The following is a 25712-nucleotide window of genomic DNA, read 5'->3' on the forward strand; positions in this document are numbered from 1 at the left end:
CCGTCCCCTTTCTGTGTCATTCGGGATCGTAGTCGAGGTTGGAGGCCAGCCAGCGCTCGGCCTGGGCGCGGTCCACGCCCTTGCGGCGTGCGTAGTCGCCGACCTGTTCGCGGCTGAGCCGGCCGACCACGAAATACTGGCTCTGCGGGTGGCTGAAGTAGTAACCCGATACCGCTGCGGTCGGCAGCATCGCGAAGCTCTCGGTCAACGCCATGCCGGCGTTCGCTTCGGCCTGCAGCAGGTCGAACAGGCAGCGCTTTTCGCTGTGCTCCGGGCAGGCGGGATAGCCCGGCGCGGGGCGGATACCGCGATACTGCTCGTCGATCAGTGCCTCGTTGTCCAGCGTCTCGGCGTAGTCGTAGCCCCAGAATTCCGTGCGTACGCGCTGGTGCAGCCGCTCGGCCAACGCTTCAGCGAAGCGGTCGGCGAGGGCCTTGAGCAGGATCGCGTTGTAATCGTCATGGTCGGCCTCGAAGCGCGCCACGTGGGCGTCGATGCCGATGCCGGCGGTCACCGCGAAGGCGCCGATCCAGTCCTGCTGGCCGCTGTCGGCCGGCGCGATGAAATCGGCCAGGCAGAAATCGGGGCGCTCGGCCGGCTTGTCCACCTGCTGGCGCAGGAAGTGCAGCGTGGTCTCGCCCCGCGGGTGCTGCACGCGCACGTCGTCGCCGACGCTGTTGGCCGGCCACAGGCCGAACACCGCCTTGGCGGTCAGCCACTTCTCACCGACGATGCGGTCGAGCATCGCGCGTGCGTCCTTGTACAGATCGCTGGCCTGAGTGCCGACGATCTCGTCGGTGAGGATGGCCGGGAACTTGCCGGCCAGCTCCCAGGCCTGGAAGAACGGCGTCCAGTCGATGTACTCGACCAGTTCGGCCAGCGGGTAGTCGTCGAATACGTGCAGGCCGGGCTGGTTTGGTGCCGGCGGCGTGTAGCTGTCCCAGCCGCCCTGGAACTTCTGTCCGCGTGCATGTTCCAGCGTGACCAGGCGCTTGGCATCGCCGCGATTGCGGTGGCGCGCGCGGATCTCGGCATAGTCGGCCTCGTTGGCGGCAACGAAGGCCTCACGCAGGTCACGCGAGATCAGCGACTGGGCCACGCCGACCGCGCGCGAGGCATCTTTCACCCACACCGTGGGGGCCTTGTAATGCGGGTCGATCTTCAGCGCGGTATGCGCACGCGAGGTAGTGGCGCCACCGATCAGCAGCGGCAGGTCGAAGCCCTGGCGCTGCATCTCGCGAGCCACGTGGCTCATCTCCTCCAGCGACGGAGTGATCAGTCCGGACAGGCCGATCAGGTCGGCGTTGTGTTCGCGCGCGGCATCGAGGATCTTCTGTGCCGGCACCATCACGCCAAGGTCGACTACTTCAAAGTTGTTGCAGGCCAGGACCACGCCGACGATGTTCTTGCCGATGTCATGCACATCGCCCTTCACCGTGGCCATGATGATCTTGCCGTTGCTCTTGGCGGTGTCGCCGCTGCGCGCCTTTTCCGCTTCGATGTACGGCAGCAGGTAGGCCACCGCCTTCTTCATCACGCGCGCGGACTTCACCACCTGCGGCAGGAACATCTTGCCGGCGCCGAACAGGTCGCCGACCACGTTCATGCCGTCCATCAGCGGGCCTTCGATCACATCCAGTGGGCGGCTGGAGGCCTGCCGGGCCAGTTCGGTGTCCTCTTCCACATAGGCGTCCAGGCCATGCACCAGCGCGTGCGCCAGGCGCTGCGCCACCGGCTTCTCGCGCCAGGCCAGGTCCTCGGTCTTCGCCGCGCCCTTCTTGCCCTTGTAGCGCTCGGCGATTTCCAGCAGGCGCTCGGTGGCGTCGCTGCGGCGGTTGAGGATCACATCCTCCACGCGCTCGCGCAGTTCCGGCTCCAGCTCGTCGTAGATCGGCATGGCGCCGGCGTTGACGATGCCCATGTCCATGCCGGCGGCGATGGCGTGGTACAGGAACACCGAGTGGATGGCCTGGCGTACCGTTTCGTTGCCACGGAACGAGAACGACACGTTGGAGACACCGCCGGACACATGGCAGTGCGGCAGCGTCTGCTTGATGATGCGGGTGGCTTCGATGAAGTCCACTGCATAGTTGTCGTGCTCTTCGATACCGGTGGCGACGGCGAAGATGTTCGGGTCGAAGATGATGTCCTGTGGCGGGAAACCGATCTCGTCGACGAGGATGCGGTAGGCGCGGGTGCAGATCTCGACCTTGCGCGCGCAGGTATCGGCCTGCCCGCTTTCATCGAAAGCCATCACCACCGCGGCGGCGCCATAGCGCAGGACCTTGCGTGCGTGTTCGCGGAACAGTGCCTCGCCTTCCTTCAGCGAGATCGAGTTGACCACGCTCTTGCCCTGCAGGCATTTCAGGCCGGCCTCGATCACGCTCCACTTGGAGGAGTCGACCATCACCGGGATGCGCGCGATGTCCGGCTCGGACATGATCAGGTTGAGGTAGCGGGTCATCGCCGCTTCCGAATCGATCAGGCCCTCGTCCATGTTGACGTCGAGGATCTGCGCGCCGCTGGCCACCTGCTGGCGGGCCACGTCCACCGCTTCTTCGTAGCGGCCTTCCTTGACCAGCTTGCGGAACTGCGCGCTGCCGGTGACGTTGGTGCGTTCGCCGACGTTGATGAACAGCAGGTCAGGGGTAATGACCAGCGGTTCCAGGCCGGACAGGCGGGTGTAGGGCGAGGTGCTCATGCGGCCTGCTGCTCCTGGGAACCGGGCAGGGCGCGCGGCGGCAGCCCGGCCACGGCCTCGGCAATCGCACGGATATGGTCGGGGGTGGAACCGCAGCAGCCGCCGACCAGGTTCAGCAGGCCATCTTCGGCGAAGCCTCGCAGGGTACTGGCCATGTCCTCCGGCGTTTCGTCGTACTCGCCGAAGGCATTGGGCAGGCCGGCATTGGGGTGTGCGCTGACGTAGCAGCCGGCGACCTGTGCAAGGGTTTCCACGTGCGGGCGCATGGCATCGGCACCCAGCGCGCAGTTCAGTCCGATCGACAGCGGTCGTGCATGCGCCAGCGAGGCATGGAAGGCTTCCGCTGTCTGCCCGGACAGGGTGCGTCCCGACGCGTCGGTGATGGTGCCGGAGATCATCACCGGCAAGCGCGCGCCACGCGCATCAAACGCCTCTTCCAACGCATACAGCGCCGCCTTGGCGTTGAGCGTGTCGAAGATGGTCTCGACCATGAGGGTGTCGGCACCGCCGTCGATCAGGCCCTCGATCGCTTCGCGATAGGTGTCGCGCAGCTCGTCGAAGCTGGTGTTGCGGAAGCCCGGATCGTTGACGTCGGGACTGATCGAGGCGGTGCGGCTGGTCGGCCCGATCACCCCGATCACGAAGCGCGGCTTGCCCGGCGTGGTCGCAGCCACTGCATCACAGCAGGTTCGCGCGACAGCAGCACCGGCCTTGTTCAACTCGTACACCAGGTGTTCGAGGTGGTAGTCGGCCTGGCTGACCGACGTGGCGTTGAAGGTGTTGGTCTCGACCAGATCCGCGCCCGCTTCCAGGTAGGCGGTGTGGATGTCGGCGACGATCTGCGGCCGGGTCAGCAGCAGCAGATCGTTGTTGCCCTTCAGGTCATGGCCTTCCCGTGTCGCGTGATCGCAGCCGGGGCCATGCAGATGGTCGTAGCCATCGGCGAAGCGCTCGCCACGGTAATCGTCTTCCTGCAGGCCATGGCGCTGGATCATCGTACCCATCGCGCCGTCGATGATCAGGATCCGCTCGCGCAGGGCGTCGAGCAGGGCGTTGGCACGATCAGGATGCAACCAGGGCAGGGCGGGCATGGCGGTCTCGGGCTCAGGGCTTGTTGGCGATCAGCGAAATCACTTCGAAGTGCGGCGGACGCTTTTCGCGGGTGACTGTCTCCAGGCTGGACACCTGCAGGCCGGCCTTGTCGACGAACCTGCGCAGTTCCTTGTCACTGAAACCGAGGTTGACGTGGCCGTAAGCCTCTACTGCTGCCTTGTGCTCGTGTCGGGCGAGGCTGCACAGCAGCAGGCGGCCACCGGGGCGCAGCACGCGTGCGGCTTCGGTCACCGCCTGCGCCGGTTTGCTGGCGTAGGTCAGCGCATGCATCAGCACCACCAGGTCGAAGCTGCTGTCCTTGAACGGCAGGGCATGCATGTCGCCCTCGCGCACTTCCACATTGGGCAGGCGGCGCAGGCGCTCGCTGGCGGCGGCGACCACGCGTGCGCTGGTGTCGATGCAGATGTAGCGCTTGGCATGCGGGGCGACCAGTTCGGCCAGCACGCCATCACCGGAGGCAATGTCCAGCACGTCGCCGGTTTCGAGCAGTGGCAGCGCGGTGCGCGCAAGGGCCTCCCAGGTCCGGCCTGGAGAGTAGTGGCGCTCCATGTCGCCGGCCACGCTGTCGGCCCAGTTCTGGTCGGAGGCGCGGTGGGCCAGCACGGCGGCGACGCGTTCGGCGTCCTGGCGCAGCAGCGGGTCGTCGCTTCCGTTGCTCAAGGCATGCCACAATGCACGCTGCGCCGGGTCCAGCTGGGCCTCGTCGAAGCGGTAATAGGCCGACACGCCGGCACGGCGGTCGCGAACCAGGCCGGCTTCCTTCAGGCGCGCCAGATGGGTGGACACCCGCGGCTGTGCCAGCCGGGTGATCGCCGACAGTTCGGCCACGGTCAGTTCCTCCTGCTCCAGCAGCGCCAGCAGGCGCACGCGGGTCGCATCGGCGAACACCTTCAGGCGGGTCGACCAGTCTTCAAGATCCATAAATATCTACCTATCGCGATATAGAGATATATTCGCTGAGAAGACCTGCCGCGGTCAAGTCGCTGGCGTACGGAAACCGCCGGGCCCCGGTACAATCGGGGCACCTGGGCGCGCCGTATGTGGCCCATAACTTCATGTACCCGGGAGGGTGTTGTGGATTTCAGCTTTACCGAAGAGCAGTTGATGCTGCAGGACGTGGCGCGGCGGATCGCGCAGGAGAAGATCGCTCCGAGCGCGGAGCACCATGACCGTACCGGCGAGTTCCCGCTGGACAACATCCGCCTGCTCGGCGAGAACGGCCTGATGGGCATTGAAGTGCCGACCGAATACGGTGGCGCGGGGATGGACCCGGTTGCGTACGTGCTGGCGATGGTGGAGGTCGCCGCCGCCGACGCAGCCCATTCGACCATCATGTCGGTCAACAATTCGCTGTTCTGCAACGGCATTCTGACCCATGGTACCGAGCAGCAGAAGCAGACCTACGTGCGTGCCATCGCCGAAGGTACGGCCATCGGTGCATTCGCACTGACCGAGCCGCAGTCCGGTTCGGACGCGACCGCCATGCGCTGCCGCGCGGTGAAGCAGGCCGACGGCACCTTCGTGATCAACGGCAAGAAGAGCTGGATCACCTCCGGCCCGGTGGCCAAGTACATCGTGCTGTTCGCGATGAGCGAGCCGGACAAGGGCGCGCGTGGTATCACCGCCTTCATCATCGATACCGACAAGGCGGGTTTCGGCCGCGGCAAGACCGAGCCGAAGCTGGGCATCCGCGCTTCGGCCACCTGCGAGATCGAGTTCAACGATTACGTGGCGCAGGCCGAAGACGTGCTGGGCCAGGAAGGCGAGGGCTTCAAGATCGCCATGAGCGTGCTTGATGCTGGCCGCATCGGCATCGCCTCGCAGGCCATCGGCATCGCCCGTGCCGCCTATGAAGCGACCCTGGAGTACGTGAAGGAACGCAAGGCGTTCGGCGCAGCCATCGGTACCTTCCAGATGACCCAGGCCAAGATCGCCGACATGAAGTGCAAGCTGGACGCAGCGCTGCTGCTGACCCTGCGCGCCGCATGGGTGAAGGGCCAGGGCAAGCGTTTCAGCACCGAAGCCGCGGTGGCCAAGCTGACCGCTTCGGAAGCAGCGATGTGGATCACCCACCAGGCGGTGCAGATCCATGGCGGCATGGGTTATTCGAAGGAAATGCCGCTGGAGCGCTACTTCCGTGATGCCAAGATCACCGAGATCTACGAAGGTACCTCGGAGATCCAGCGCCTGGTGATCGCCCGCAACGAGACCGGGCTGCGCTGAGTGGTCGTGGCCGCGCCGCCGGTCTGGCGGCGCGGCAGTAGATCCGCGCCATGCGCGGATGCGCTGTTCTCTGGCCGTCTGTAGAGCCGAGCCCATGCTCGGCTCCGGTGCAAGCAGCCGAGCATGGGCTCGGCTCTACAGAGCGGCAACCTGCGCATCGCCATACATTTCATTCTGCGGCGCCCTTCCAAAGCCCCGCTACAATGCAGGCCGTTTTTTTCATGGGTCTGCACGATGATCTATCGCGGTTGGGGTTTCATGACGCTGGTGACGCCGATTGCAGCGATCCTGCTGCTGGCGTACTTCTTTCCGCATGATGGCCCCAAAGGCAACATTCCGTTGCAGCAGGTGCTGTTGGGTGCAGGCATCGGCGCAGCCGTGAACGTGCTGCTGGGCCTGTGGCTCAATCGCGTGCCCCGGCAGAAGGGCGAAGCCGCGCCCCATCATTTCTTCTTCGTGCCGATGCAGTGGGTGGCCTTGGTGATCGTGGCAGTATGCGCGGTGGTTGCGCTGCTGCGCTGAGACGTTACCCTGGTGAGCGCCAACCAAGGTTGGCGGCTACCGGGCATGTCGTTGCTCTGGTAGATGCCAACCTTGGTTGGCATGCATTCAAAAGCGGCAAGAAAAAAGGCCCCGGATCGCTCCGGGGCCTTTCTCGTTTCAGCTCACCACCGGATCAACGATCCGGGCGGTGTGCAGCATCCGCATCACGCTGGCGTTCCATGAACTCCTTGGACGGTTCATCCAGCTTGTCGCCCAGCATGCGGCGCACGACCACGAAGAACACCGGGATCATCAACAGGCCGAGCAGGGTGGCGAACAGCATGCCGCCGATCACGCCGGTACCGATGGCGTGGCGGGAGTTGGCGCCGGCGCCGGTGGAGATCGCCATCGGGATCACGCCCATGATGAACGCGAACGAGGTCATCAGGATCGGTCGGAAACGCAGGCGTGCCGCCTCGATGGTGGCATCACGCAGGGTCTTGCCAGCTGCGCGCTGCTCCACCGCGAACTCGACGATCAGGATCGCGTTCTTCGCCGCCAGGCCGATCACGGTGATCAGGCCGATCTTGAAGAACAGGTCGTTCGGCAGGCCACGCAGCATGGACAGGCCGAGGGCGCCGAGCACGCCCAGCGGCACTACCAGCAGCACCGCCACCGGGATCGACCAGCTTTCATACAACGCGGCCAGGCACAGGAACACCACTACGATCGACAGCACCAGCAGCAGCGTCGCCGCGTTGCCGGCCAGGATTTCCTGGTAGGACATGCCGGACCAGTCGTAGCCGAAACCGGCCGGCAGGTCGTCGTTGACGATCGCCTCCATGGTCTGCATCGCTTCACCCGAGCTGGTGCCCGGTGCCTGCGAACCGACGATGTTGATCGCCGAGTAGCCGTTGTAGCGGCTCAGCGACGGCGGTGCCGACACCCATTCGGACTTGACCACCGTGTTGAGCGGGATCATCGCGTTGGTACCGTCGGCATTGGTGGTGAGGCTGGACGGGCTGTAGAAGCTCTTCAGCGACTCCTGGCCGGTGCGGTACGGGCCATCGGCCTGCATGGTCACGCGCTTGATGCGGCCTTCATAGAAGAAGTCATTGACGTACACCGGGGCCAGCATCAGCTGGATGGTGCTGTACACGTCCGACACCGACATGCCCATCGACTGCGCTTGCACGCGATCCACGTGCAGCTGCAGCTGCGGCGCGTTTTCCAGGCCGTTCGGGCGCACACCGACCAGGTGGTCCGGTTTCTGCGCGGCCTGGCCGAGCAGGATGTTGCGGGCCTGGGTCAGCTGCTCGTAACCGGCACCGCTACGGTCCTGCAGCCACATGTCGAAGCCACCGAACTGGCCAAGGCCCTGCACGGTGGGCAGGTTGACCACGAAGATCTGCGCTTCCTTGATGCCATAGAACGCGCCGTTCATGTTCTGGATGAACTCCGGCGCGGTGAACTTGCGTTCCTCCCACGGCTTCAGGCGGATGAAGCCCATGCCCACGTTCTCGCCGGAACCGACGAAGCTGAAACCGGCCACCTGCAGCATGCCTTCATAGCCATCCTGCTTTTCCAGGATGCCACGCATCTGCGCGAACACTTCGTTGGTCTGGCCCTTGGTCGAGCCCGGCGGCAGCTGCACGATCGCCAGCGCATAGCCCTGGTCTTCTTCCGGCAGGAAGCTGCCCGGCATGCGGGTGAACAGGAAACCGCACAGAGCGGTCAGCACCACGAACAGGATCATCCAGCGCGGCGCATGGCGCACCGCCGAGGTGATGTGGCCCACGTAGGTGTGGCTGATCTTGTCGTAGTACTTGTTGAAGGTGCGGTAGATGATGTTCGGGTTGTCGTTGTGCGTCGGCTTGAGGAAAGTCGCGCACAGCGCCGGGGTGAAGCCCAGGGCCAGGAACGCCGAGAACGCCATCGAGATGGCGATGGTCAGGGCGAACTGCTTGTAGATCTCACCGGCGGCGCCGCCCTGCAGGGCGGACGGGATGAACACCGCAGCCAGCACGACGGTGATCGCCACCACCGCGCCGGTGATCTGGGTCATCGCCTTCTGCGTGGCCGGCTTCGGCGCCAGGCCTTCCTCGGTCATGATGCGTTCGACGTTCTCGATCACCACGATCGCGTCATCAACCACGATGCCGATCGCCAGCACCATCGCGAACAGGGTCAGCTGGTTGATCGTGAAGCCGATCATCCACATGCCCAGGAAGGTACCGAGCAGGGCCACCGGGATGACCAGGGTCGGGATCAGGGTGGCGCGGAAGTTCTGCAGGAAGATCAGCATCACCAGGAACACCAGGAACACCGCCTCGAACAGCGTCTTGACCACTTCCTGGATCGAGATCTTGACGAAGGTGGTGCTGTCGTACGGCGAGAACCAGGTGACGCCGGCCGGGAAGCTGGGCTGCAGTTCGTCCATCTTGGCGCGCACCGCATCGGCCACGTTCAGGGCATTGGCGCCCGGCAGCAGCTGGATGGCGAAGGCGCCGGTCGGCTTGCCGTTGTACTGGGTGTCGAAGCCGTAGTTGTTGGCACCGAAGGCAACGCGGGCGATGTCCTTCAGCAGCACGCGCGAACCGTCAGCATTGGCGCGCAGGATGATGTTCTCGAACTCCTGCGGCGAACTGAAGCGGCCTTCGGCCGAGACCGTGGCGGTGAAGTGCTGGCCTTCCGGCGACGGGTCCGAACCCAGCGCACCGGCGGCGAACTGCACGTTCTGCGCGCGCACCGCCGCCAGCACCTGGCTGGCCGACAGGCCATAACCCTGCATCTTTTCCGGGTTCAGCCAGATGTTCATGGCGTACTCGGAACCGAACTGCTGCGTGCTGCCGACGCCGGGGATACGCGAGACCTGGTCGAGCACGCGCGAACCGACGATGTCGTTCAGGGCGTCACGGTTGATGGCGGCGGTATCGGACTGCAGCGCCACCACCATCAGGAAGCCGGCGTTGGCCTTGGCCACCACCACGCCCTGCTGGGTCACTTCCGAGGGCAGGCGTGGCGTGGCCAGCGAGACCTTGTTCTGCACCTGCACCTGGGCGATGTCCGGATCGGTACCGGTCTCGAAGGTCAGGGTGATCTGTGCACGGCCGTTGGAGGCGGACGAGGAGCTGAAGTACAGCAGGTGATCGATACCGGTCAGCTGCTGCTCGATCACCTGAGTGACCGACTTCTCCGTGGTGTCGGCACTGGCACCCGGGTAGGTGGCCGAGACGGTGACCTGCGGCGGGGCGATGTTGGGATAGGACTCCACGCCCAGGTTGAGGATCGCGATCACGCCGCTGAGCGAGATCAGGATCGCAACCACCCAGGCGAAGACTGGATGTTCGATGAAAAATTTAGGCATGACGGAAGGTTCCCGTTACTGCTTGTTCGAATCGGTGGCTGCCGGCTTGGCCGCATCGGCCTGCTCGGGCTTGGCCGCGTCGGCCGGTGCCTTGCCTGCGGCCGGTGCCGCGCCCGCCGGAGCGGCGCCGCCTGCGGCAGGCTTGCCGTTGGCGTCCTGCCCCGGGGTCCACGGCTTGGCGACTGCCGGTGCGCCTTCCTTGACCTTCTGCACGCCGGCCACGATCACCTTGTCACCGGCGGCCAGGCCGTCGCTGACCAGCCAGTTGCCGTTCTGCGCACCGTCGGTCCAGTTGCCGTTCTGCGCACCGTCGGTCTTCACGTTCTTGCGGATGACCTTGCCGTCGGCACCGACCACCATCACGTAGCCGCCGGTGGTGTCACGCAGCAGTGCCTGCTGCGGCACCAGGTAGGCGTTGTTGCGCTCGCCCAGGTTGGCCTGGAAGCTGACGAAGGCACCCGGCAGCAGGATCTGCTGCGGGTTCGGCAGCAGCGCACGCAGCGACACCGCGCCGGTGGCCGGGTCGACCGTGGTCGAAGAGAAGTCCAGCGTGCCCGGCTCGCTGTAAGTGGTGCCGTCGGCCAGCTTGACGTTGACCGTGGCCTTGCCGTCACCCGACAGCGCCAGCGCGCCCTTGGCCTGCTGCGCACGCAGCTGGGTCAGCTCATCCACGCTCAGCGAGAAGTTCACGTACAGGGGGTCGAGCTGGTCGACGGTGGTCAGCAGGGTCACATCGCCTTGGCCGACCAGCGCACCTTCGGTGACCTGCTGCTTGTTGGCCACGCCGCTGATCGGCGCGGTCACTTCGGTGTAGCCCAGGCTGATGCGCGAAGAGGTCACCGACGCCTCGGCCTGCTTGACCGCGGCCAGCGCGGTGCGCTCGGCCGATTCGGCGTTGTCCAGGTCGGCCTTGGAGACGAACTGCTGCGGGGCCAGCGAACGGGCGCGGTCGGCGGCCACCTTGGCATTGGCGTAGGTGGCGCGGGCCGAAGCCAGCTGGGCCTCGGAGGCGTTGAGCGAGGCACGCAGCGGCGCCGGGTCGATCAGGAACAGGGGTTGCCCCTGCTTGACCTGGGAGCCTTCCTGGTAGACGCGCTTGAGCAGGACACCCGGCACGCGCGCACGCACGTCGGCGCTGCGGAACGGCGACAGGCGGCCGACCAGCTCGCGCTGCAGCGGCAGGGTCTGCGGCTTGGCGTCGATCACGCCCACCTCCGGCGGCGGGGGCGTCTGCTGTTCCGGCTTCTTGCAGGCAGCCAGCGCGACAGCAACGGCGCACGTCAAGGCAAGGGTGCGGAGTGGGGCGGTCATCAGGAGGAACTCCGGGGTTGGTTTGAAGACGGGGCCGGCGACGGCTGAGGCGCGAAGGCGCGCAGGAAGCTGTCGACGGAGAACTCTGCCCAGCGCCGACGCAGCTGCGCGTCATCACGATGGGGGGTATGGAAGCGCTGTTTGTCGAAATCCTGACCGGCGATCATGCTCAGCAGCAGTTCGGCCATGAAGTGCGAGTCGTCATGCCGGAGCTGGCCTTGCATGCAAACGGTTTCAATCCATTCAGCAAGATGAAGCGTCAGCGCGCCGGCACCATGCCGGTACAGCGTACGCGCCTCTTCGGGAAACTGGGATGCATCGGCGGCGATCAGCCGGCAGGCCTGGCCCACGTGCGGTTGGTTGAAGTGCTCCAGGAAGTCGGTGGCGAACTGGAGCAGGCTGGCACGCAGGTCGTCAGTGCGGAGTGCACGGACCATGGCGCCGGTGGCGTGGCCGACGTGGCGCTGCATCACCCGGCGCAGCAGGTCCTGCTTGCTGCCGTAGCGAGAGTACAGGGTCTGCTTGGAGCAGCCGGCGTGCTGGGCCACCGCATCCATGCTCATCTGCATGCCCTGCTGGGCCAGCAGCTCGCGCACGGCATCGAACACGCGCTCATCGCGTGCGTCGAGGGCAACGGGGAGGTAGGCCGGATTCACGCGGTGGACTATACCGTCCAGTTCAGGATTGTGGAATCGAATCGGCGTCGCCGCGTGTGTCTTCCGGTAACACGCTTTGCCGATCCTGTCGGCAGTGCTGAAGCGGGCGCCAGCACCATACCGGTGCGAACTGAATAGGCGTCTAAACCGCAGCAAACCCGAATCTGGTTATTCCGTCCTGCAGCAAGGCCTTTTCGTGCGGTAGGGCTACAATTTCATTTTCCCAACTGAGCAAGCGCATCGCTCTGCCATGAAACCGCAAAAAACCGCAGCCAAGACCGTGAAAAACAAGACCAAACCAGCAGAAGCGGAGGTCGCAGTGACCGCTGGTTTCTCCCTGGAGCCGGTGTACACGGCCTTGCGCAAGCGCTACCCCGCGGCCGCACAGGCCGAAGCAGTGGCATTTGCCACTGACTTCTACAAGCGCATGGAGTCGGACGAGTTCCCGCACCACAGCGCTGAAGAGTGGGCCGCTCTCGCGGCTGAGACGCTGGAATTCGCCCGTGCCCGCAAGGCCGGCAAGGCCAACGTCCGCGTGTTCAATCCGACCGCGAAGGCCAACGGTTGGGAATCGCCGCACACCGTGCTGCAGATCGTCAACGACGACATGCCGTTCCTGGTCGACACCGTCACCATGTCGCTGGCCGAACAGGGCGTGGGTGTCCACGTGCTGGGCCACCCGGTGCTGCGCTTCAGCCGCGACAAGGCCGGCAAGCTGGTCAAGGTCGGCGAAGGTGATGCCGAGTCGGTGATGCTGCTGGAAATCGACCGCCAGCCGGCTGAAGCCATGGCGGCCATCGAGCAGGCCATCAACAAGGCGCTGGACGAAGTGCGTGCGATCGTGCGCGACTGGCAGCCGATGAAGGACAAGGCGCTGGCACTGGCCGACGACCTGGGCAGCCGCCAGCTGCCGGTCGACGCAGCCTCGCGCAAGGAAGCACAGGAATTCCTGCGCTGGGCCGCCGACAACCACTTCACCTTCTTCGGCTACCGCGAGTACCGCGTCGAGAAGCAGGGCAAGGAAGACGTGCTGGCGCCGCTGAACGACACCGGCCTGGGCCTGATGCGCGGCAAGGACAAGTCCGCCGCCCGTCCGGTCAAGACCCTGGCCGCCCAGGGCCTGAACACCACGTCCGGGCTGAAGGACGCGCTGATCCTGACCAAGACCAATGCCCGTTCGCGGGTGCACCGCGCCGGCTACATGGACTACATCGGCGTGCTGGAATTCGACGCCAAGGGCAAGATCATCGGCGAGCAGCGCTTCCTCGGCCTGTTCACCTCCAGCGCCTATAACCGTCGCCCGTGGGAAATCCCGCTGGTGCGCCAGCGCCACGAGCACGTGATGAAGCAGTCGGGCCTGGCCCCGGCCAGCCACAGCGGCAAGGCCCTGCGCCACATCCTGGAAACCCTGCCGCGCGAAGAACTGTTCCAGTCCAGCGAGGACGAACTGTTCCGCACCGCGATGGGCGTGCTGGGCCTGCAGGAGCGCGTGCGCAGCCGCCTGTTCCTGCGCCGCGACAAGTACAGCCGTTTCATCTCCGCGCTGGTCTACCTGCCGCGCGAGCGCTTCAACACCGACGTGCGCCTGCGCATCGAAGCGATGCTGAAGGAAGCGCTGCACGGCGAGTACGTGGACAGCTCGGTGGTGCTGGGCGAATCGCCGCTGGCCCAGGTGCACCTGATCGTGCGCCCGAAGCCGGGTGAAATGCTCGACGTCGATACCGCCGAACTGGAGCAGAAGCTGGCCCAGGTGCTGCGCAACTGGCAGGACGACCTGCGCGAAGCGCTGGTGTCCCGCCATGGCGAGACCGAAGGCCTGCGCATCGCCGCCCGCATCGGCAAGGCGTTGCCGGCCGGCTACATCGAAGACAACAGCACCGCGGTTGCCGCCAACGATGTCAGCCAGCTCGACGCCCTGACCGGCCCGGACGACCTGCGCCTGAGCCTGCAGGCCGTGCCGCGCGAAAGCGGCGATGGCCTGCGCCTGAAGCTGTATCGCCAGCTGGACGACATTCCGCTGTCGGATGCGCTGCCGATGATGGAAAACATGGGCCTGCGCGTGATCGCCGAGCGTCCGTACCGCCTGTCGGTCGACAACGCGCCGGTGTACGTGCAGGACTTCGAGGTCGAATCGACCGCCGGCGCGATCGATGCCGCCAGCGTCGATGAAGCCTTCGGCGAGACCTTCGCCCGCGTCTGGCACGGCGATGCCGAGAACGATGGCTTCAACCGCCTGGTGCTGGCTGCCGGCCTGCATTGGCGCCAGGTCGCCATGCTGCGTGGCTACTGCAAGTACCTGCTGCAGACCGGCGTGCCGTTCTCGCAGGCCTACGTGGAAGGCACCTTCGCGCGCTACCCGCTGCTGGCCCGCCTGCTGGTCGAGCTGTTCGAAGCGCGCTTCGATCCGGCCACCGGCCACGAGAGCAAGGACGACATCGCTGCCGGCCAGGCCCAGCTGAAGGCCCACTTCGATGTGCTGGCTGCTGGCGACGACGCCACCCTGAAGGTGCTCAAGACCGTGGTCGACGCCCGCAAGGGTGACCGCGACGCACAGATGCAGGCTGCGCGCGATGCGCTGCTGAAGCTGATGGACCGCGTGTCCAGCCTGGACGAGGACCGCATCCTGCGCTCGTTCATGGGTGTGATCGACGCGACCCTGCGTACCAGCTACTACCAGACCGATGCCAACGGCCAGCACGGCCATGTCATCAGCTTCAAGTTCGATTCGGCGCTGGTGCCGGACCTGCCGAAGCCGCGCCCGTACCGCGAAATCTTCGTCTACGGCCCGCGCGTGGAAGGTACCCACCTGCGCTTCGGCGCCGTGGCCCGTGGTGGCCTGCGCTGGTCGGATCGTCGCGAAGACTTCCGTACCGAAGTGCTGGGCCTGGTCAAGGCGCAGATGGTCAAGAACACCGTCATCGTGCCGGTCGGCGCGAAGGGTGGCTTCTTCGCCAAGATGCCGCCGGTGAATGGCGATCGCGATGCGATCTTCGCCAACGGCGTGGCCTGCTACAAGCTGTTCATCCAGGGCCTGCTGGACATCACCGACAACATCGTCAACAACAAGATCGTGCCGCCGGTGGATGTCGTGCGCCACGACATGGACGATCCGTACCTGGTGGTGGCCGCCGACAAGGGCACCGCGACCTTCTCCGACATCGCCAACGGCCTGGCCATCGCGCACGGCTTCTGGATGGGCGATGCGTTCGCCTCCGGTGGTTCGGTCGGTTACGACCACAAGGGCATGGGCATCACCGCACGTGGTGCGTGGGAGTCGGTCAAGCGCCACTTCCGTGCGCTGGGCCGTGACAGCCAGAGCCAGGACTTCACCGCGGTCGGCGTCGGCGACATGTCCGGCGACGTGTTCGGCAACGGCATGCTGCTGTCGCGCCACATCCGCCTGGTCGCCGCGTTCGACCACCGCCACATCTTCCTGGACCCGAACCCGGATGCGGCCACCACGTTCGTCGAACGTGAGCGCCTGTTCACCGTGCCGCGTTCGAGCTGGGCGGACTACGACGCCAAGCTGATCAGCAAGGGCGGCGGCGTCTATCCGCGCAGCCTGAAGTCGATCGAGATCACCCCGCAGGTGCGCGAAGCGCTGGGCCTGGACGACAACGTCAAGGCGCTGTCGCCGAACGATCTGATGAGCGCGATCCTGAAGGCGCCGGTCGACCTGCTGTGGAACGGCGGCATCGGTACCTACGTGAAGGCTGCCAGCGAGCAGCACAGCGATGTCGGCGACCGCGCCAACAACGCGCTGCGCGTGAATGGTGGCGAGCTGCGCTGCAAGGTAGTGGGCGAGGGCGGCAACCTGGGCATGACCCAGCTGGGCCGCATCGAAGCCGCGCAGGCCGGCGTGCTGCTCAACACCGACTTCATCGACAACTCGGCCGGTGTCGACACCTCCGACCATGAAGTCAACATCAAGATCCTGCTCAACGATGTGGTGCGGGCCAAGAAGCTGACCGTCGAGCAGCGCAACAAGCTGCTGGCCTCGATGACCGATGAAGTCGCAGAGCTGGTGCTCAACGACAACTACCGCCAGAACCAGGCGCTGAGCCTGATGGAGCGGATGGCGGTCAAGCGCCTGGGTTCCAAGCAGCACTTCATCCGTACCCTGGAACAGCAGGGGCTGCTCGACCGCCAGATCGAGTTCCTGCCGTCCGACGCCGAGCTGTCCCAGCGCAAGGCACGTGGCCAGGGCCTGACCCGTCCGGAACTGTCGGTGCTGCTGTCCTACTCCAAGCTGGTGGCGTTCGCCCAGCTGCTGGATTCGGACATCCCGGAAGATCCGTACCTGTCCAAGGAACTGCAGCGCTACTTCCCGACCCCGCTGCAGAAGAAGTACGCCGACGCGATGGAGCGTCACCGCCTGAAGCGCGAAATCATCGCCACGGCCGTGACCAACCAGACCATCAACCGCATGGGCGCTACCTTCCTGATGCGCATGCAGGAAGACACCGGCCGTTCCATCGCCGAGGTCGCCAAGGCCTACACCATCAGCCGCGAAACGCTGGATGCACGCGCGCTGTGGGCGCAGATCGATGCCCTCGACGGCAAAGTGCCGGAGTCGGTGCAGATCGATGCGCTGGAAGTGATCTGGAAGCTGCAGCGCTCGTTCGTGCGCTGGCTGCTGTCGCGCCCGGGTGCGATGCCGGGCATCACCGAAGCGGTCAACCGCTACCAGGGTCCGTTCAACGACATCCGCGTTGCTTCGGGTGTGCTGCCGGATTCGCAGCGTCCGACCTACGAAGCCCTGGTGGCCGAGTGGAAGGAGAAGGGCCTGCCGTCCGCACTGGCGCAGCAGTTGGCCGAACTGCACTTCCTGGAGCCGGCGTTCGACATCATCGAACTGGCCCGCACCCGCAAGCTGAAGCCGGTGGACGTGTCCAAGGTCCACTTCCGCCTGGGCGATGCCCTGCAGCTGCCGTGGCTGTTCGAGCAGGTCGACGCGCTGGAGGTCAACGGTCGTTGGCACGCCGTGGCACGTGGCGTGCTGCGTGACGAACTGGCGGCCAACCACCGCAACCTGGCCGGCCAGGTGCTGGGCACCAAGGGCAGCAGCGCGGAGGCCAAGGTCGCAGCCTGGATGGGCCGTGACGACAACAGCCTGCGCTTCACCCTGGCGATGCTGGCCGAACTGGCCGAGCAGAAGACCCTGGACTACCCGACCGTTTCGGTCGCAGTCCAGCGCCTGGGCCAGCTGGCCGCGCACGGTGCGTAAGTGATGTAACGCCGGGCGCTGCCCGGCATGCGTGAAACACAGCGGCCCCGCGAAAGCGGGGCCGTTCTGTTTTTGCCTGTCTATTCTGCGATCACTGACCCGACGCCGGCCGTCGACCTGTCAGGTGGATGTCCGGCCCGTCCGCCGGGACCGTGAGCGCCATGGATGGCGCGACCGAGCCCCCAGGGATGGGTTTACGGCGTGTCCCGGCGGACGGGCCGGTCATCCGCCCAGCGGAGTCCAACCTCCGGCGCTCGGTTATGCTCTCCCTCATGCCTTCCCCCCGGATCCACCGATGAGCGACACCCCCCGCATCGCTTTCCTGGCCAGCACCACCGAACCTGCGCAGATGGCTCGCGCGGCGATGATTTCGCGTTATGGCGATCACACGCCGGAGCAGGCCGACGTACTGTGCCCGCTGGGTGGCGACGGCTTCATGCTGCAGACCCTGCACCGGCACGGGCACCTGGGCAAGCCGGTGTTCGGCATGAAGCTGGGCACGGTCGGTTTCCTGATGAACCAGTACCGTGGCGACGATGACGTGCAGGCCCGCATTGCGCGCGCCGAACCGGCCAACCTGCGCCCGCTGGAAATGGTCGCGCTGACCGAATCGGGCACCAGTACCGGTTCGCTGGCCTACAACGATGTCTCGCTGCTGCGGCAGACCCGGCAAGCCGCGCATATCGGCATCGACCTGAACGGCCAGGAGCGCGTGGCTGAACTGATCGGCGACGGCGTGCTGGTGGCCACCCCGGCCGGCAGCACCGCCTATAACTATTCCGCGCATGGCCCGGTGCTGCCGCTGGGCTCGCACACCATCGCGCTGACGCCGTTGGCGCCCTATCGCCCACGGCGCTGGCGCGGCGCGATCCTGAAGGCGGATACCGAAGTGCGCTTCCGCGTGCTTGATCCGTACAAGCGTCCGGTCAGCGTGACCGCCGATTCGCACGAGACCCGCGACGTGGTCGAGGTGACCATCCGCGAGTCGAAGGACCGCCGCGTGACCCTGCTGTTCGACCCGGAGCACAATCTGGAAGACCGGATCCTGAGCGAACAGTTCGTTTTTTGAGGACAATAGGCGGCCGGCCATGCCGACCGCTTGAAGGACCCCCACCGATGGGCGACAACTCCCCCCGTTTGCTGACCGTCGCGGTGACCTCGCGCGCGCTGTTCGACCTCGAGGAAAGCCACGCGTTGTTCGAGAGCGATGGCGTGGCGGCCTATGCCGAGTTCCAGCGTCAGCACGAAGACGACATCCTCGGCCCGGGTGTGGCGTTCCCGGTGGTGCGCAAGCTGCTGGCACTGAACCAGGGCGCCAGTCCAGAGAACCCGCGGGTCGAGGTGATCCTGCTGTCGCGGAACTCGGCCGATACCGGCCTGCGCATTTTCAACTCGATCCAGCACTACGGCCTTGGCATCATCCGCGCGACGTTCACCGCCGGCGAGCCGACCTGGCCCTACGTGAAGCCGTTCGGAACCGACCTGTTCCTGTCGGCCAACCCGGAATCAGTGCGCAGCGCGCTGCGCCATGGCATCGCCGCGGCCACCATCCTGCCCAAGCCGCCCGGCGAAACCGCCGCGGCGGCAGCCGATCAGATCGACATCACCCGGCCGGCCGGGCAGCTGCGCATCGCCTTCGACGGTGATGCGGTGATCTTCGGTGATGAGAGCGAGCGCATTTCGCGCGAGCAGGGCGTGGAAGCGTTTGGCCGCCACGAGCGCGAACGTGCCCGGGAACCGCTCAGTGGCGGCCCGTTCCGCGGCTTCCTGTCGGCCCTGCATACGCTGCAGGAAGTCTTCCCGGCCGGCGAAAGCGCACCGATCCGCACCGCATTGGTGACCGCACGCTCGGCACCGGCGCACGAGCGGGTGATCCGCACCCTGCGCGAGTGGGGCGTGCGCCTGGACGAGGCGCTGTTCCTCGGCGGCCGCCACAAGGGCCCGTTCCTGCAGGCGTTCGGCGCCGACATCTTCTTCGATGATTCGCAGCACAACATCGACAGCGCCCGCGAGCATGTGGCCGCCGGCCACGTACCGCACGGCGTCGCCAACGAAGGCTGAAGCCATGCCGGGTAGGTGCCGACCTCGGTTGGCACTGCCATGCATCGGCGCCCACCAAGGTGGGCATCTACCAGAGCCGCATGCCCCGGTAGTTGCCAACCTAGGTCGGCATCGCCCTCAGGCCCCGGGTACGATCAAGGGCTGCCCGACATCCCCAGCTGCAGGTCCACCACCTTCCAGCGCAGGCCCTGCGGCTCCAGCACGACCTTCATCGGCGCCTGGCCGGGGCCGCGATCGACATCGATCACGAAGCGGTCCAGCGCTTCGAAATGATGCTCGGCATTCTTCAGCGGTCGCGCCGGCTCGGTCGGGCCGAAGGCATCGCCGCCCTGCAGTTCATTGCGGCCGCGCTTCCATAGCACGTGGCCCTGCAGCATCGCGCCGATACCGGTCGGGGTCACCATGGTGTCCACCGCGGCACCGCCTAGCTGGTCGCCCAACCCATACAGCAGGGCACCGAAGGGACTGGCCGCCACATCCGGGCCGGCCTGGCGCACCAGGTAGTCGTTGAGCTGCGCCCGCAGGCTGCTGCGCACGCGCGGGAAATCCACATAGCGCTCCAGGCGTGCGGTGTCGCGCTGTTCAATGGCCTGGGACAGCCCGCGCACGGTCATGTAGGGGCCACCGAACCACCAGGCGGCCAAGGCCAGGACCAGCAGCACAACGAGTACTGTGAGTTTCTTCATGCCGCACAGACTGCCGCAACCGCAGCGGCATGGGGTGAAGACTCAATGACTGGGTGATCCGCGCCCATCACCGAAGGCGTTCACCAGCTGCTGGCGTTCGGCTGCGGTCAGTGCCTCAAGCCGCGTCGCCAGCACTTCGTCCAGGCTGACGGTGCGGGTGGTGCCGAGGATGCCGCTGGCCACGCCGGGATGGCCCAGGGCGTAGGCAAACGCGGTCTGGGCGGGGCGCTGGCTGCGGATGGTAGCGATGGCGTGGCGCATCCGGCGTGCGCTGTGCATCAGTGCGCGGCTGCTTGGCTTGAGCCAGGCTCTGGCCAGGTACCAGGCGTCGGCCGGGCGCGGCAGGCGGGCGCGTGACGGCAGCAGATGGCCCTGCGCCAGCACGGTGCCGGCGAGCACGCCGATGCCCGCCGCGTGCAACTGGTCGATCAGCGGTTCACGGTCCTGCTGCAGGGCGTTGTAGTCCAGAAGCACCACGTCGAACAGCGTGGGATGGTCGATCATCCAGCACAGGGTCGACGCCGTGTGCGTATTGATGCCGGTGTGCCGGATCAGCCCGCGTTCGCGCAGTCGCTGCAGTGTGGCCAGCAGGTCATCGTTGATGTCGTGCTGGCTGGCACCGTGCAGCTGGTAGATATCGAGGTAATCCAGGCCGAGGTTGCGCAGCGAGGCTTCGCAGCTGGCGGTGATGGCGGCGGGCGAGAAATTGCGCTGCTCGGCGCCGCTGATGCCGGCCTGGCCGGTCAGCGTGCCGCCCTTGCTGGAGATCACCAGCGACTCGCGCGGGTATCGCTTCAGCAACGGGCGCAGGATGCGGCCCAGCCGCGGCTCGGCGTGGAAACCGGAGTAGTTGTGACCGGTGTCCAACAGGTTGACGCCCTGTGCCAGTGCATGCTCGACCACGTGCGCGGCCGACTGTTCCGGGAACCGGCGATGCCCCCAGAAGCCGGAACAGCCCAGGCCCACCGGCGAAACCGCCAGCCCGGTGCGGCCCAGCGTGCGGCGTTGGTGCGCCAACGGCATCAGAATTCCAGGTCCAGCGCCGCGCACAGATAGTCGACGAACGGGCCCAGCCCTGCCAGATCCCTGCCGAGCGTGGACAGCAGGCGAGGGCCGGTCATGGTGGCGTCGTCCAGCGAGCGCCACATCACCCAGTTGCGATGCTTGAGGTCGTCGATGAACTCGAAATCGGCCGGGAAGCCGCGCGGTGGACGCACCAGTTTTTCGCTCTCCTCGAAGTCGAAGCGCTTGCGCAGCGCGGGAGCATGCGCGGCCGCCTTCCAGCTGCCCGGGTTGTCGAGGATGAAGTGGCGCAAGCGGCGCTGGGTCTCCGGTTCTGGATGCCACAGGCCGGCGCCAACGAAGCTCTCGCCCGGTTGCAGGTGCACGTAGAACGAAGGCGCGGCCACTTCGCGGCGGCGCTCATGGAACAGGCGCGCACCCTGCCAGGTTTTGTACGGGGATTTGTCGTTGGAGAAGCGCGCGTCGCGGTGGATGCGGAACAGCGAGCCACCGACGCCACGGGTATCGGCGCGGAAGTGGTCGCTGATCTCCGCCAGCGCTGGCTGCAGGTCACCCAGCAGGCGCAGGAACGGCTGCCGGACGTGGTCTTCATACTGCTGGCGGTGATCGTTGAACCACGCCTTTTCGTTATGCCGCGCCAGGCTGCGCAGGAACTTGAAGCTGGCGTCCGAGAAATAGGTACTCACAAGGTCTCCTGCAGCTGCTGGCCCCAGTCGCGCAGCGATTGCAGCAGGGCCTGGCGCCGGGTGTCATCGGGCGCTTCGGCGGCCAGTGCATCGAGCTGCTGCTGGTACTGGGGCAGGTTGAGTTCGCCCAGGCCGCCGTCTCCGAGCAGGCGCTGGCGGCGGTAATCCTGCCAGCGCTGGCGTTCAGGCGGCGCGAGGCTGTCGGGATGATTGCGCGCGCGGTAGCGGAACAGCAGTTCGGGCAGGCGCGGGTCGCGGAAGCGACCTTCCAGCGCGGCCAGCTGTTCCGGCGCGGTGGTGCGTGCCAGCGCAAGCAGCGGTTTGTCGCCGTTGCCGAGGAAGCCGTCGTACAGCGAGGCATCGACGTCGGCCACGGTGGCCGCACGGGGCTGGTTGTAGACCTGGCGCGCCTTCTCGGCCAGCTGCGGGGCGAACGCGCGCAGGCGCTCGACCTTGGCTTCGATGGCCGCAACGTCCAGGCCCAAGCGCTCATGGTCGTCGGCACGCAGGTGGTTCCAGGCGATCAGTGCCGGCACCTTGTTCAGATGCACTTCCTTCAGCGGTACCCGCGCCACGCCTTCGGGCAGCTCGCTGGCGCGCATGTACAGGCGCTGTGCGATCACCTCGGCGGGCAGTTCCAGCAGGTCGTCAATCTCGCCTTCCAGGTCGAACACGATCACCCGGTTGTTGATGGTGGGATGCACGGCCAAGGGCAGCACCGGCGCCGCGCACAGGCGGCTGGCCGGGTAGCGCATGGAAATATGCAGCACGGGTTTCATCGCGGTCACGTCCAGCAGGCTGCCGACGAAGCGCTTGTCGCGCAGCTTCAGCGCGTACTCCCACAGCCGCGGCTGCGACTGCTTGAACAGCCGTGCCATGCCGATGGTGGCGCGCACGTCGGACAGCGCTTCGTGCGCGTCGCCTTCGCGCACGTTGTTGGCCTCGGCCAGGTGCTCGAGCTTGAACGAGGTGGCGCCGTCCTCGCGCAGCGGCCACTGGATGCCGTCCGGACGCATCGCGCGCATGAGTCGCAGCATGTCCAGCAGGTCCCAGCGCGAATTGCCGTTGCGCCACTCGCGTTCGTAGGGGTCATGGAAGTTACGGAACAGGCCGTAGCGGACGAATTCATCGTCGAAGCGCAGGGTGTTGTAGCCCAATGCGCAGGTGCCGGGACGCGACAGCTGCTCGTTGATACGGTCGAAGGCTTCGGCCTCGCTGATGCCCTCGGCCAGGGCCTGCTGCGGGGTGATGCCGGTGACCAGGGTGGCCATCGGCGAGGGCAGCAGGTCGTCGGCCGGGCGCACGAAGAAACTGACCGGGGTATCGATCTCGTTGAGGTCGGCGTCGGTACGGATGGCGGCGTACTGGGAGATGCGCGTGCGTCGCGGGTCCTGGCCGAAGGTTTCCAGATCGTAGAACAGGAAGCTGTCAGCCATCAGTGCGCGCCCTCCAGGATCGGCAGCTGCGCGTGGATCTGCGCTTCCAGTGCCGTCCAGTCGATGTTGTCCAGTGAGTGGTGACCTGCAGTGGCCGCCGCCAGCATCTCGCGCTGCAGTTCGGTGCGGCGCAGCGCCTCGGCGTAGGGCGTGTGCAGGAAAGTGACCATCGTGTAATGCGGTACGAAGCGGGTCGGCCAGCGCCGCTGCAGTTCCTGCTCCAGGTCGCGCTGCAGAAGGAACGCAGGATCGGCCACGCGGTCGCGCATCTCCAGGTAGTTCTCCAGCGCCATCTGCTGGATGGCACGTGCATTCGGCTTGCGTTCGGCTTCGAAGGCTTCGAACGCGCCTTCCAGGTCGTCCGCTTCCATCAGATGACGGGCCAGAGACACGCAATCCTCGAATGCGCAGTTCATGCCCTGGCCGTGGAACGGCACCATCGCATGCGCAGCATCGCCGATCAGTACGGCGCGGCCCTGCTGATGCCATCGGTCCAGGGTGAGCGTGCCGAGCAGGCCCGGGGGGTGTTGTTCCCAGTCCGCGCGCAGGTTCGGGATCAACGGCAAGGTGTCGGCGAACTCCCGCGCGAACAGCGCCTCGGCCTGTACGCCGGTGTTGACCGTGGCGAAGCTGGGCTCGCCCTGGTTGGGCAGGAACAGGGTGACGGTGAAGGTGCCTTCGTGGTTGGGCAGGGCGATGCACATGTAGTGGCCGCGCGGCCAGATGTGCAGTGCGTTGCGCTCGATGCGGAAGCTGCCATCTGCGGCCGGCGGGATCTCCAGCTCCTTGTAGGAGTGGTCGAGGAAGGCGATGTCCTCGCCCAGTGGCGCACGGCGGTTCATCGCCGCGCGCAGCGCCGAGCCGGCGCCGTCCGCACCGATCAGGGTGTCGAAGCGGATGTCGTGCGGGCTGTCGTCGCGATCATCGATGAAGCGCGCGTAGCCGGCATCGAAATCGACGGTGTGCAGGCGGCGATGGAAGTGCACGGTGGCGCCGGCCTGTTCGGCCAGTTCCAGCAGTGTGGTGTTCAGGTCGCTGCGGTGGATCGACCAGATCACTTCGCTGTCATCACGGCCATAGCGCTGCAGCTGCGGTTCGCCTTCGCGCGGGTGCACCATGCGGCCGCGCATCATCACCGCGCGCGCCATCACCTCGTCTTCCACGCCGGCCTGGCGCAGCGCATTGCGCCCACGCTCGGCCAGCGCCAGGTTGATCGAGCGGCCGCTCTCGTAGTCGGCCACGCGCGGATCGCCGCGGCGCTCGTACAGGGTGATGCGCCAGCCCTGGCGTGACAGCAGGATGGCCAGCAGGGACCCGGCAAGGCCGGCACCGATAATGCTCAACGAGCGGGAAGCGTGTGCGATCAACGAACTGTCCAGCAGTAGGGGAAGGGGCCGGCTTAGAGGCCGGCCCAGGCTTCCACTTCCTCGACGAAGTGGTGCACGTCCAGGTAGCGGTTGTAGAGCGGGGTGGGCGAAATACGGATCACGTCGGGTTCGCGCCAATCGCCGAGCACGCCGATGCCGCGCAGGTGTTCGAACAGTGCGCGGCCACGTTCGCGGCCCCCGATCACGCGCAGCGACAACTGGCAGCCGCGACGCTGCGGGTCGGCCGGGGTGATGATGTCCAGCACCTGCGGCAGGCGCGCGCGTACGAGTGCTTCGAGCATGCCGGTGAGTGCCAGCGATTTGCTGCGCAGCGCCTCCATGCCGGCACGCTCGAACAGCTCCAGCGAGGCACGCAGCGGTGCCAGGCCGAGGATCGGCGGGTTGCTCAGCTGCCAGCCTTCGGCGCCGATGGCCGGGGTGAACTGTGGTGCCATCTGGAAGCGGGTGGACTCTTCATGGCCCCACCAGCCGGCGAAACGCGGAAGGCTGGTGTCGCGATGGTGGCGCTCGTGCACGAAGGCGCCGGCAACCGCGCCAGGGCCGCTGTTGAGGTACTTGTAGTGGCACCACACGGCGAAGTCGGGTGCGATGTCATGCAGGCGCAGCGGCAGGTTGCCGACCGAGTGCGCCAGGTCGAAGCCGATGCGTGCGCCCTGCAGGCGGGCGGCACGGGTGATCGCATCGAGGTCGAAAGCCTGGCCGGTGCGGTACTGCACGCCCGGCCACAGCACCAGCGCCAGGCGCGGGCCGTGTTCGGCGATGGCGTGCTCGATCGCGGCCAGCGAGATCGTGCCGTTGGCCTCGTCCGGCTGCACTTCCACCAGGCACTCGGCCGGGTCGAAACCATGGAAGCGGATCTGTGCTTCCACCGCATGACGGTCGGTCGGGAATGCACCGGCCTCCATCAGGATCACCGGGCGCTCGGCCGTTGGCCGGTAGAAGCTGACCATCATCAGGTGCAGGTTCACGCTCAGCGTGTTCATCGCCACCACCTCGCTGGGCAGCGCACCAACCACGCGGGCCAGCTGCGCGCTCACCAGACGGTGGTAGGACAGCCACTGCGTCGGGCCGGTGAAGTGGCCTTCCACGGCCAGCTCGCCCCACTGCTTCATCACTTCCTGCACGGCCGCCTGTGCGCCACGCGGCTGCAGCCCCAGCGAGTTGCCGACGAAGTAGGTCTGCTCGCCGCCACCATGGCGCGGAATCAGGAATTCATTGCGCAGCGGGCGCAGCGGATCGGCGGCGTCCAGGGCGATGGCGTGGGTGCGGCTGAGCAGGTCGGACATGGTCGGGCAACAGGCTGCAACGGGACCGCCAGTGTAGCGCTTGGCGGCGTGCCTGCCGCCGAACC

17 protein-coding genes are annotated in these 25712 nt (G+C 66.4%); 5 read left to right on the forward strand and 12 right to left on the reverse strand.

What is annotated here, in order from left to right:
- Window positions 1-16: 16 nt before the first annotated feature.
- Genes metH through N5D20_RS22405 form a run of 3 tightly spaced genes read right to left on the reverse strand, consistent with a single transcriptional unit; the run spans window position 17 to window position 4735 of the window.
- Window positions 17-2701: a methionine synthase gene (gene metH / locus N5D20_RS22395; RefSeq protein WP_197579460.1), complete on the reverse strand. Its 2685-nt coding sequence runs from the start codon at window positions 2699-2701 to the stop codon at window positions 17-19.
- The gene (locus N5D20_RS22400) at window positions 2698-3792 is read right to left on the reverse strand and encodes a homocysteine S-methyltransferase family protein (RefSeq protein WP_197579459.1); all 1095 of its coding nucleotides are present in this window, start codon (window positions 3790-3792) and stop codon (window positions 2698-2700) included. Before N5D20_RS22400 ends, metH begins: the two co-directional genes overlap by 4 nt.
- Window positions 3793-3805: 13 nt before the next feature.
- Window positions 3806-4735, reverse strand: coding sequence for a metalloregulator ArsR/SmtB family transcription factor (locus N5D20_RS22405; RefSeq protein WP_049465810.1), 930 nt, complete (start codon window positions 4733-4735; stop codon window positions 3806-3808).
- Window positions 4736-4888: 153 nt separating this feature from the next.
- Here N5D20_RS22405 and N5D20_RS22410 point away from each other — a divergent pair, with 153 nt between their 5' ends.
- Together N5D20_RS22410 and N5D20_RS22415 are read left to right on the forward strand one after the other, a co-directional pair.
- Window positions 4889-6037 carry an acyl-CoA dehydrogenase family protein gene (locus tag N5D20_RS22410; RefSeq protein ID WP_099552385.1) on the forward strand — a complete coding sequence of 383 codons (1149 nt, stop codon included), beginning with the start codon at window positions 4889-4891 and terminating at the stop codon, window positions 6035-6037.
- 234 nt (window positions 6038-6271) lie between these two features.
- Window positions 6272-6559, forward strand: a complete 288-nt coding sequence (locus N5D20_RS22415; RefSeq protein ID WP_049436758.1) for a hypothetical protein — start codon at window positions 6272-6274, stop codon at window positions 6557-6559.
- 154 nt (window positions 6560-6713) lie between these two features.
- Here N5D20_RS22415 and N5D20_RS22420 read toward each other — a convergent pair whose 3' ends face one another.
- Genes N5D20_RS22420 through N5D20_RS22430 form a run of 3 tightly spaced genes read right to left on the reverse strand, consistent with a single transcriptional unit; the run spans window position 6714 to window position 11854 of the window.
- Window positions 6714-9887 (reverse strand): multidrug efflux RND transporter permease subunit, encoded by a 3174-nt coding sequence (locus N5D20_RS22420; protein ID WP_143994106.1) that lies wholly within the window; start codon window positions 9885-9887, stop codon window positions 6714-6716.
- 15 nt (window positions 9888-9902) lie between these two features.
- Window positions 9903-11198, reverse strand: a complete 1296-nt coding sequence (locus N5D20_RS22425) for an efflux RND transporter periplasmic adaptor subunit (RefSeq protein ID WP_197579458.1) — start codon at window positions 11196-11198, stop codon at window positions 9903-9905.
- Window positions 11198-11854, reverse strand: coding sequence for a TetR/AcrR family transcriptional regulator (locus tag N5D20_RS22430; protein WP_197579465.1), 657 nt, complete (start codon window positions 11852-11854; stop codon window positions 11198-11200). The genes N5D20_RS22425 and N5D20_RS22430 overlap by 1 nt, the downstream gene beginning before the upstream one ends.
- A 250-nt stretch (window positions 11855-12104) precedes the next feature.
- Between N5D20_RS22430 and N5D20_RS22435 the strand changes: the two genes are divergently transcribed.
- From N5D20_RS22435 to N5D20_RS22445, 3 genes are all read left to right on the forward strand, one after another.
- The gene (locus tag N5D20_RS22435; RefSeq protein ID WP_197579457.1) at window positions 12105-17081 is read left to right on the forward strand and encodes an NAD-glutamate dehydrogenase domain-containing protein; all 4977 of its coding nucleotides are present in this window, start codon (window positions 12105-12107) and stop codon (window positions 17079-17081) included.
- Window positions 17082-17376: 295 nt separating this feature from the next.
- Window positions 17377-18150, forward strand: a complete 774-nt coding sequence (locus N5D20_RS22440; protein WP_010480442.1) for an NAD kinase — start codon at window positions 17377-17379, stop codon at window positions 18148-18150.
- Between the two features lie 47 nt (window positions 18151-18197).
- Window positions 18198-19142, forward strand: a complete 945-nt coding sequence (locus N5D20_RS22445) for a 5'-nucleotidase (protein ID WP_010480444.1) — start codon at window positions 18198-18200, stop codon at window positions 19140-19142.
- Between the two features lie 134 nt (window positions 19143-19276).
- Here N5D20_RS22445 and N5D20_RS22450 read toward each other — a convergent pair whose 3' ends face one another.
- From N5D20_RS22450 to kynU, 6 genes are read right to left on the reverse strand one after another with little or no spacing between them, the layout of a single operon-like run.
- On the reverse strand, window positions 19277-19828 hold the full coding sequence (locus N5D20_RS22450; protein ID WP_019337347.1) for a DUF2939 domain-containing protein: 552 nt from the start codon (window positions 19826-19828) through the stop codon (window positions 19277-19279).
- Window positions 19829-19870: 42 nt separating this feature from the next.
- Complete coding sequence (locus tag N5D20_RS22455) at window positions 19871-20851, reverse strand: aldo/keto reductase (RefSeq protein ID WP_197579456.1); 981 nt, start codon at window positions 20849-20851, stop codon at window positions 19871-19873.
- Window positions 20851-21537 (reverse strand): DUF2461 domain-containing protein, encoded by a 687-nt coding sequence (locus N5D20_RS22460; protein WP_197579455.1) that lies wholly within the window; start codon window positions 21535-21537, stop codon window positions 20851-20853. The genes N5D20_RS22455 and N5D20_RS22460 overlap by 1 nt, the downstream gene beginning before the upstream one ends.
- The gene (gene sbcB, locus N5D20_RS22465; protein WP_043398455.1) at window positions 21534-22973 is read right to left on the reverse strand and encodes an exodeoxyribonuclease I; all 1440 of its coding nucleotides are present in this window, start codon (window positions 22971-22973) and stop codon (window positions 21534-21536) included. Before sbcB ends, N5D20_RS22460 begins: the two co-directional genes overlap by 4 nt.
- Complete coding sequence (locus N5D20_RS22470; protein WP_049412943.1) at window positions 22973-24340, reverse strand: NAD(P)/FAD-dependent oxidoreductase; 1368 nt, start codon at window positions 24338-24340, stop codon at window positions 22973-22975. The genes sbcB and N5D20_RS22470 overlap by 1 nt, the downstream gene beginning before the upstream one ends.
- A 32-nt stretch (window positions 24341-24372) precedes the next feature.
- Window positions 24373-25647 (reverse strand): kynureninase, encoded by a 1275-nt coding sequence (gene kynU / locus N5D20_RS22475; protein WP_043398461.1) that lies wholly within the window; start codon window positions 25645-25647, stop codon window positions 24373-24375.
- Window positions 25648-25712 lie beyond the last annotated feature (65 nt).

The organism is Stenotrophomonas sp. GD03877, assembly GCF_029840555.1.
In the GTDB taxonomy this organism is placed as follows: domain Bacteria; phylum Pseudomonadota; class Gammaproteobacteria; order Xanthomonadales; family Xanthomonadaceae; genus Stenotrophomonas; species Stenotrophomonas geniculata.